This is a genomic window from Actinomyces urogenitalis DSM 15434, from assembly GCF_000159035.1.
GTDB classification, from domain to species: domain Bacteria; phylum Actinomycetota; class Actinomycetes; order Actinomycetales; family Actinomycetaceae; genus Actinomyces; species Actinomyces urogenitalis.
In genome coordinates this window covers 140,811-149,086 of record NZ_DS999576.1, presented here as the reverse complement: position 1 = coordinate 149,086, position 8,276 = coordinate 140,811, and the positions used below count along the sequence as shown (strand labels likewise).

Sequence of the window (8,276 nt, the reverse complement as noted above, 5' to 3'; positions counted from 1 at the left end):
ACACGGGTCGCACCCGGGCACGCGGCCCCGCCCCGGGACCAGGCCCGCCAAGCGCTGGCTGAGGCGGTCAGACGGGCCCAGGCCGCTGGCATGACGACGGCGCAGGTGCGCAGCGTCGTCGACTCCCTTCTGGAGCCCAACGAGTAGGCAGGTACTCCCGCACGCCCTCCGCTACCCCATGCCAACGCCCGCTACCCCATCTAGCCCTCCGCTACCCCGTGGCGCGCGCTATGGGGATGCGAAGGACACCAAGGGGTAGCGACGGTGGCGGCGGGGTAGCGGCGGCGGGGCTACCGGCTCTCGACCTCCACGCCGGCACGCCTCAACGCCGCGGCAAGCACGCCGTCGCCGCCTGTCAGGGTCCCGCTGAAGGTGCCGTCGTAGACCTGCCCCACCCCGCACGAGGGGCTCTTGGCCTTGAGCACCGCCCGTTCGGCGCCGTGCTCCCGGGCCTGCTCGACGACGGCGCTCGCGCCCGCCACGAAGGCCCGCGTCACGTCATGCCCGTCCTGAGCAAGCACCCTGGCCCGCCCGGCCAGGACGTCGTAGCCGTCCCCGCCCACGATCTCAGCCGGTGGCCGGGGCGTGGGAAGCCCGCCCAGCACCTCCGCGCACACGGGCACGGCCAGCCCTGCCTCGACGGCGGCCACGACCTGCAGGTCGGGCCGGGCGGCGCCGTCGTAGCGGCACGGGATCCCCGCCAGGCACGCGGAGACCACAATCCGGGCCACAGCCTGCTCAGGAGCCGCAGCCGGACGGCTGCCGACGAAGCGTGCGTGCCCGGCAGGGGCAAGCGCGCCCGCGCCGTCCCCGGTCTCCGCCACGCCCGCGTCAGCCGCAGGCCCTCGTCGCTCCGCGCAGGGCTCCACAGCGTCAGGCCTCAGATCGTCCGCGGCTGGCCGAGCATCGTCCGCCCGCCCATGTCTCCGCTGCTCTCACGCACGGCGCCTGGCGCACCCACGCGGATCATCGGCATCCCCAGGGTCACCGGCGCCGTGTCCGGCTCCGGCTCACCGGTCTCCTCGCGCTGGCGCCGCTCCCAGGCGTCACCGGCCCGGGTGCGACGCACCTCGAACAGGGCCGGGCCGTCGTCGTACCAGACCCGATCACCCGCGCGGCGGGCTTCGTTCTCAGCCCGCTCGGCCTGGCTCAGCTCCCGCCCGCACAGGGCGGAGTCGGCGATGAGGTTGTGCGGGGCGCCGTGGGTCACGCGCACGCGCACCATGTCCCCCGGGCGCGGGGCACCGCCGGCGTAGTCGTCAGCGGCCAGACCAGCCGGAAGCCCCGCGTGGACCAGACGGTTGTCCGCCGCGCGCCCTGAGATACGGGCGGTGACGGCGTCACGCCGTCCCTCCCCCTCGGCCACGAGCAGCTCGACGACGCTGCCCTCCTGGCGCACGTTCTCCTCGTGGGTGATACGGCGTACCAGCTCGTCCAGGCGCTTATAGCGGTCCTTGACCACCTCGACCGGCACCTGAGGCAGGTCGGCAGCCGGGGTGCCCGGACGCGGGGAGTATTCGAAAGTGAAGGCCGAGGCGAAGCGCGCCTTCTCCACCACCTCCAGCGTGGCCTGGAAGTCCTCCTCCGTCTCACCGGGGAAGCCCACGATGAGGTCGGTGGTGATGGCGGCGTTGGGGATCTTCTCGCGCACCTCGTCCAGGATCCGCAGGAAGCGCTCGGAGCGGTAGGAGCGGCGCATCGCGCGCAGCACCTTGTCCGAGCCGGACTGCAGCGGCATGTGCAGGCTCGGCATGACCTGCGGGGTCTCGGCCATCGCGTCAATGACGTCAGAGGTGAAGGCGGCGGGGTGGGGGCTGGTGAAGCGCACGCGCTCGATCCCCTCCACGCCGCCGGCCGCGCGCAGGAGCTTGGCGAAGGCCCCGCGATCCCCGAAGCCCACGCCGTAGGAGTTGACGTTCTGCCCCAGCAGCGTCACCTCGGTGACTCCCTGGGCGGCCACGGCCTCAATCTCGGCCAGGACCTCGCCGGGGCGACGGTCGCGCTGCTTGCCGCGCAGCGAGGGCACGATGCAGAAGGTGCAGGTGTTGTTGCATCCCACGGCGATCGACACCCAGGCGGCGTAGGCCGACTCGCGGCGTGTGGGCAGGGTCGAGGGGAAGACCTTGAGGGACTCCTCCAGCTCGACCGCCGCCTCGGCGTTGTGCCGGGCGCGCTCGAGCAGGGCGGGCAGGACGTCAAGGTTGTGGGTGCCGAAGACGACGTCGACCCACGGGGCCTTCTCGACGATCCCCTCACCCATCTGCTGGGCCAGGCACCCGGCCACGGCGATCTGCATGCCGGGGCGTTCGCGCTTGACGGCGGCAAGCTGCCCGAGGTTGCCGAACAGGCGGGTGGCGGCGTTCTCGCGCACTGAGCAGGTGTTGATGATGACGACGTCGGCCCCGCCGTCGCCAGCCTCGGTCGCCCGCGCGGCGGCTGCCGGCACCTCCTCCACGCGCCGGTACCCGGCCGCCTCCAGCAGGCCGGCCATGTGCTCGGAGTCGTGGACGTTCATCTGGCAGCCCAGCGTGCGCACGTGGTAGGTGCGGGGCAGGGACGACGTCGAAGGCGCCGTCGCGCTCGCGGGTGCGGTAGCGCTGAGGGCAGGAATCGGCGAGGCAGCGGAGGCAGAGATCTGGGTGGTCATCGCCGTGCAGTCTATGGGGGCCGGCCCGTCATCGGCACCGTGGTTTCCTGTGATCAACCGTGGCCTGGCTGCGATTCAGGACACGGTCCAGCACAGGAGACCACGATCGCGAGGCTCAGGAGGCCCGGGCCGCGGACTGGACGGCCAGCGCCCAGGGCTCAACCGCGAGCGTGGCGGCGCCGCGAGCCCAGTCAGCAAAGGTGAAGGGGCGCAGCCTGATCTGCGGCTGCGGAGCCGACCAGTGCCTGGCACGCTCAACGGCCTCGTACAGCTCGGCCTCGTGCGGCTGGATGGCCCCGACCGCCTCTCCGGACACGACGACGAGCCCCGGGTCGACGATGGCGACCAGCGCGCCGACAATGACCCCCAGCGCCCGGGCGGCGTCACCCAGGACCCGCCCGGCGACCGGGTCCCCCTCAGCGTCCAGGTGGACCAGCTCGTCCAGGTCCACCTCCCGCCCCAGCAGCTGCGCCGCACGCGCCAGCATCCCGGGGGTCGAGGCCAGGGCACGGGCGCAGCCCACGTGCCCGAGCTCGCAGGCGGGCCCGTCCTGCGCCACCGGCAGGTGCCCGACGCTGCCCGCGGCACCGTGCGCCCCCTCCAGCGGCTCACCGTCGACGACGAGCCCGCAGCCGATTCCGGCCCCCACCGTCAGCAGCGCGAAGGGGCTGGCCTCACGACCCAGCCCGTACCAGGCCTCGGCGTAGGCGAAGGCACGCACGTCATTGGCCAGGCTGACCGGCAGGCCGCTGGTCTGCGTCACCAGCTCGGCAAAGGGGACGTCATGCCAGTCCAGGAAGGGCGCCACCCGCACGATCCGGCCTCCCACCACGCTCGCACCCAGCGAGATCCCGATGCCGCGGGGCTCCTGGCCGCAGTCCTCGGCCAGTCGCCGCGCCAGCCCGGCGATCTGGGCAGCCACCTCGTGCGGGGCCCCACCGGCCAGCGGCTCCATCTCCTTGGCCAGGACGGTACCCACGGGGTCGATGACCACGGCCCAGGCGTGAGTGCCGGTGAGCTTGACGCCCATGAGCGCCGCGGACCCGGGCACCAGGGACACCAGGCTGAGGGGACGGCCGGGTCCTTCCGCCTCAACGCGCGACTCATCGACCAGGCCGGCCTCGGCCAGCGCCCTCGTGGCGCGGGTCAGGGTCGCCGCCGACAGCCCGAGGCTGGCGGCCAGCTCGGTGCGCGAGGCCGGGCCGCGCGAGGCCAGGGACAGCAGGACAGCAGCAACGGGACCACGCTCGGTCAGCGTTGCACGCGAGGGCATACCAGGTCCTTTCCACAGTCCGTCACGACGCGTCACAACGGCGGGCACGCAAGTCTTCGCACGGCGGACGCACAGGTGCTGGCAGGGGTCCGCCAGGCGCCATCGTGCCACACCCGCTCGACGCCCGGGATAACAGGGCCTTGCACAGCCACCCTCCATGCATTATTTTCATGCTACAAGATTTTAAGTGCGTCACACTGTGGCGCCTTTGGAAGGACGATGATGACCCTCCACCTGCGCAACGGCGGGACCAGCGTGGTCCTCGACCTCCTCCCGGACCGGTTGCCGGTCGTGCGCCACTGGGGCACCGACCTCGGTGACCTGCCTTCCGCGGCCCTCGACGACGTCGAGCGGGCCCAGCGCACCTCGCTGGGCACCAACACCGCCTGGATCGCCAACGACCTGTCCGTCCTCCCCCTGCCCGCCCAGGCCTGGTCCTCGCGCCCAGGTGTGCTCCTGCACCGCGCGGACGGCACCTCCTTCAGCCCGCACCCCAGCCACGTCACCCACGCCCACCGCACAGAGTCCGGCCCAGCAGGCACGGTCGAGGTCATCACCTCCGAGGCCGTTGACGAGGTCCATGCCCTCAGCCTGGGCACCGAGCTGCGCCTGGAGCCCAGCGGCCTGCTGCGCCTGCGCGCCTGGGTGCGCGACGAGCGCGAGGCCGACGGCGGGCAGCACCTGGCCCCGATCGTCGTCGACGAGGTCACTCCCGTCCTGCCGCTGCCCGAGGCTGCCGACGAGCTGCTGGACATGACCGGCCACCACATCGCCGAGCGCAGCCTGCAGCGCACCCCACTCACCGCCGGCACCCACCTGCGCGAGAGCTGGGAGGGACGTCCCGGCCACGACGCCACCACGTGGCTGGCCGCAGGACGCGCCGGCTTCGGCTTCCGCAGCGGCACCGTCCACGGTGTCCACCTGGCATGGTCCGGCAACACCCGTCACCTCGCCTCCTCCACCCCGCAGGGACGCAAGCTGCTGGGTGCCGGGGAGCTCCTCCTGCCCGGGGAGGTCCTCCTGGACACCGAGCGCACCTACACCTCGCCGTGGGCCGTCTTCTCCTGGGGCGAGGGCCTGGACGCCATGTCCCACCGCACCCACGCCTTCCTGCGTGCCCTGCCCTCCCACCCCTCGCGCCCGCGCCCTGTGCTGCTCAACACCTGGGAGGCCGTCTACTTCAACCACGACCTGGACAAGCTCAAGGCCCTGGCCGACGCCGCCGCATCGGTGGGTATCGAGCGTTACGTGCTCGACGACGGGTGGTTCGGCTCGCGCCGTGACGACACCTCAGGCCTGGGTGACTGGCAGGTGTCCCAGGACGTCTGGCCGCAAGGGCTGCGTCCCCTGGTGGAGCACGTGCACTCCCTCGGCATGGAGTTCGGGCTCTGGTTCGAGCCGGAGATGATCAACCTCGACTCCGACCTGGCCCGGGCCCACCCGGACTGGGTGCTGGGCGACGGCGCCGGCGGGGCTCCCGAGCACCGCAACCAGCGCGTGCTGGACCTCACCGCACCTGGAGCCTGGGACTACCTCTTCACCTCCATCTCCCATCTGGTCGATGAGCTGGGCATCGCCTACCTCAAGTGGGACCACAACTCCCCACTGCTGGCCACGGGTCACGAGTGCGCCCAGCCGGCCGCAGGCCGCTGGGGCGCCGCCGCCGTCCACGACCAGACCCTGGCTCTGTACCGGCTGCTGGACGCGCTGCACGAGCGCTTCCCCGAGCTCGAGATCGAGTCCTGCGCCGGAGGCGGCGGCCGCATCGACATGGGGATCATGGAGCGGGCGCAGCGCGTGTGGGCGTCGGACTCCATCGACGCCCACGACCGCCACGACATCCAGCGCGGCACTACTCTCCTGCTCCCACCCGAGCTCATCGGCACGCACGTGGGCGCCGGCCGCGCCCACACGACGCTGCGGGACCTCGACATCGACTTCCGCGCCGGCACCGCCCTGTGGGGACACATGGGAGTCGAGTGGGACCTGACCAAGGCAGACACCCCCACCCGCGAGCGCCTGGCCCGGATCATCGCCCTGCACAAGGAGCTGCGCCCCCTGCTGCACTCAGGACTGACCGTCCACGCCGACCTGGCCGACGACGACAACCTGCGCATCGAGGGCGTGGTGAGCCAGGACGGGACCGACGCCCTGTTCGAGATCGCCTGCCTGGGCCTACAGCACTCCTGGCCCTGCGCGCCCCGGCCTCTGCCCGGCCTGGACCCCCGGCGTCGCTACCACGTGCGCCTGGCCGCCCCGCCCTACCCCGAGCTGAGGCTGCCAGCAGCGTGGATGGAGGACGACGGCGTCGTCCTGCCAGGCTCCTACCTCTCGACCACCGGGCTCGCGCTGGCCAACCTCCACCCTGACCACCTCGTCCTCGTGCGAGCCACCGCGGTCGGCTCCGCCGTCTGAGACGGGTGAGGGACCACCCGTCCTTCGCCTGCCTCCTCCCGTCAACCTCCGTCTCCATCTTCAACGACGATATGGAAGGAAACATGTCTGTCTCAGCCCCCTCCCGTCCCGCAGGCGCCATGCGCCGTCGGCCCAAGACCGACCTACGGCTCGGCCTGGGATTCATCCTGCCGGCCGGAATCGGCCTCATCGCCTTCTACATCTGGCCCCTCATCCGGGGCATCTGGCTGTCCTTCACCGAGTACAACCTGCTGACCCCCGAGAAGTTCATTGGGCTTCAGAACTACTCACGCATGGTCCAGGACAAGATCTTCTGGAACGCCGTTGGCGTGACCGTGGAGTACGTGGTCATCAACATCGGCCTGCAGACGATCCTCGCTCTTCTCATCGCCGTCCTCATGCAGCGCCTGACCCAGTCCACGCTCGTGCGCTCCCTGGTGCTCACTCCCTACCTCGTGTCCAACGTCGTGGCCGCCATGCTGTGGCTGTGGATCCTGGACACGACGCTGGGTGTGACGAACCAGCTCATCGAGGCGGTCTTCGGAGACACCGTCAACTTCTTCTCCTCCACGCTGGCCATCCCCACCATCGCCATCATCAACGTGTGGCGCCACGTGGGTTACACCGCCCTGCTTATCTTCGCCGGGCTCCAGTCCATCCCGAACACGGTCTACGAGGCCGGCAAGGTCGACGGCGCCAGTGAGTGGCGCATGTTCTGGAAGATCACCGTCCCGCTGCTGCGCCCGATCCTGGCCCTGGTCCTCATCATGACGATAATCGGCTCCTTCCAGGTCTTCGACACCGTCTCGGTGACGACCCAGGGTGGCCCGGTCAACGCCACCCGCGTGCTCCAGTACTACATCTACGACCTGGCCTTCGGCCGCTTCCAGTTCGGCTACGCCTCCGCCCTGGCGGTGGGCCTGCTCATCATCCTGGCCGCTATCACCGCGCTGCAGTACAAGATGACGCGCGCCGGCCAGACGGACCTGGACTGAGAGGACACCAGCCATGACAACGACGACATCCTCCACCTCGGTCCGCATGACCAAGACCGACCAGCCGCGCAAGCGCCCCTCGCTAGGACGTGTGCTGGCCTGGACCGCCATGGTCCTCATCCTCCTGTTCACGCTGCTGCCCTTCTACTGGGTGCTGCGCACGGCCCTGTCCTCCAACGCGGGCATCGCCTCCGATCCCACGAGCCTGCTGCCGGTGGATACCAACTTGCGCGGCTTTGAGCGCGTCTTCGGCATGCAGTCCACCGAGGAGGCGCTGGCCGACGGCGGAAGCGGCGCCGCCATCAACTTCTGGCTCTACCTGCGCAACTCCGTCGTCGTGGCCGCGCTGGTCACCGTGGGGCAGGTCTTCTTCTCCGCCATGGCGGCCTACTCCTTCTCCCGCCTGCGCTGGCCGGGACGGGACACCGTCTTCGGCATCTTCCTGGCCGCGCTCATGGTGCCCTCGATCTTCACGCTCCTGCCCAACTTCGTGCTGGTCAAGCAGCTCCACCTCATCGACTCTCTCCTGGGCATCTCGCTGCCGACGATGCTCATGACGCCCTTCGCCGTCTTCTTCCTCAGGCAGTTCTTCATGAACATCCCGCGTGAGCTGGAGGAGGCCGCCCTGCTGGACGGCGCCTCGAAGGTGAGGGTCTTCTTCACCCTCATCCTGCCCATGGCCAAGGCGCCGATCTCCACGCTGGCGATCCTGACCTACATCGCGGCCTGGAACGACTACTTCTGGCCCCTGCTGGTCTCCTACACCGACTCCTCGCGGGTGCTCACCGTCGCCCTGGCGGTGTTCAAGTCCCAGTCCCCGCAGACAGGTCCCGACTGGGCCGGTCTCATGGCGGCCACGCTGGTCGCGGCGCTCCCGATGCTGCTGCTCTTCGCCGCCTTCGCCAAGCGCATCGTTAACTCCATCGGTTTCAACGGCATCAAGTGA

Annotated in this window: 6 protein-coding genes; 3 read left to right on the top strand and 3 right to left on the bottom strand. The window is 70.6% G+C overall.

All coding sequences use genetic code 11. From position 1 onward, the window contains the following. Positions 1-290 precede the first annotated feature (290 nt). The 3 genes from HMPREF0058_RS08820 to HMPREF0058_RS08810 all read right to left on the bottom strand — a co-directional run bounded on the left by HMPREF0058_RS08820 (position 291) and on the right by HMPREF0058_RS08810 (position 3,920). A complete protein-coding gene (locus tag HMPREF0058_RS08820; protein ID WP_006549429.1) occupies positions 291-824 on the bottom strand; it encodes a 2-thiouracil desulfurase family protein in 534 nt (177 codons plus the stop codon). 56 nt (positions 825-880) lie between these two features. Further along, entirely contained in the window at positions 881-2,647 is a 1,767-nt protein-coding gene (miaB, locus tag HMPREF0058_RS08815) for a tRNA (N6-isopentenyl adenosine(37)-C2)-methylthiotransferase MiaB (protein WP_006549428.1), read from the bottom strand. A gap of 115 nt (positions 2,648-2,762) precedes the next feature. Beyond that, positions 2,763-3,920, bottom strand: a complete 1,158-nt coding sequence (locus tag HMPREF0058_RS08810; RefSeq protein ID WP_006549427.1) for an ROK family transcriptional regulator — start codon at positions 3,918-3,920, stop codon at positions 2,763-2,765. 219 nt (positions 3,921-4,139) lie between these two features. On the opposite strand from HMPREF0058_RS08810, the gene HMPREF0058_RS08805 reads away from it, so the two are divergent. From HMPREF0058_RS08805 to HMPREF0058_RS08795, 3 genes are all read left to right on the top strand, one after another. Continuing rightward, positions 4,140-6,335 carry an alpha-galactosidase gene (locus HMPREF0058_RS08805; protein ID WP_006549426.1) on the top strand — a complete coding sequence of 732 codons (2,196 nt, stop codon included), beginning with the start codon at positions 4,140-4,142 and terminating at the stop codon, positions 6,333-6,335. An 83-nt stretch (positions 6,336-6,418) separates the two neighbouring features. Continuing rightward, positions 6,419-7,330, top strand: a complete 912-nt coding sequence (locus HMPREF0058_RS08800) for a carbohydrate ABC transporter permease (protein WP_006549425.1) — start codon at positions 6,419-6,421, stop codon at positions 7,328-7,330. Between the two features lie 46 nt (positions 7,331-7,376). After that, the gene (locus HMPREF0058_RS08795) at positions 7,377-8,276 is read left to right on the top strand and encodes a carbohydrate ABC transporter permease (RefSeq protein WP_374044901.1); all 900 of its coding nucleotides are present in this window, start codon (positions 7,377-7,379) and stop codon (positions 8,274-8,276) included.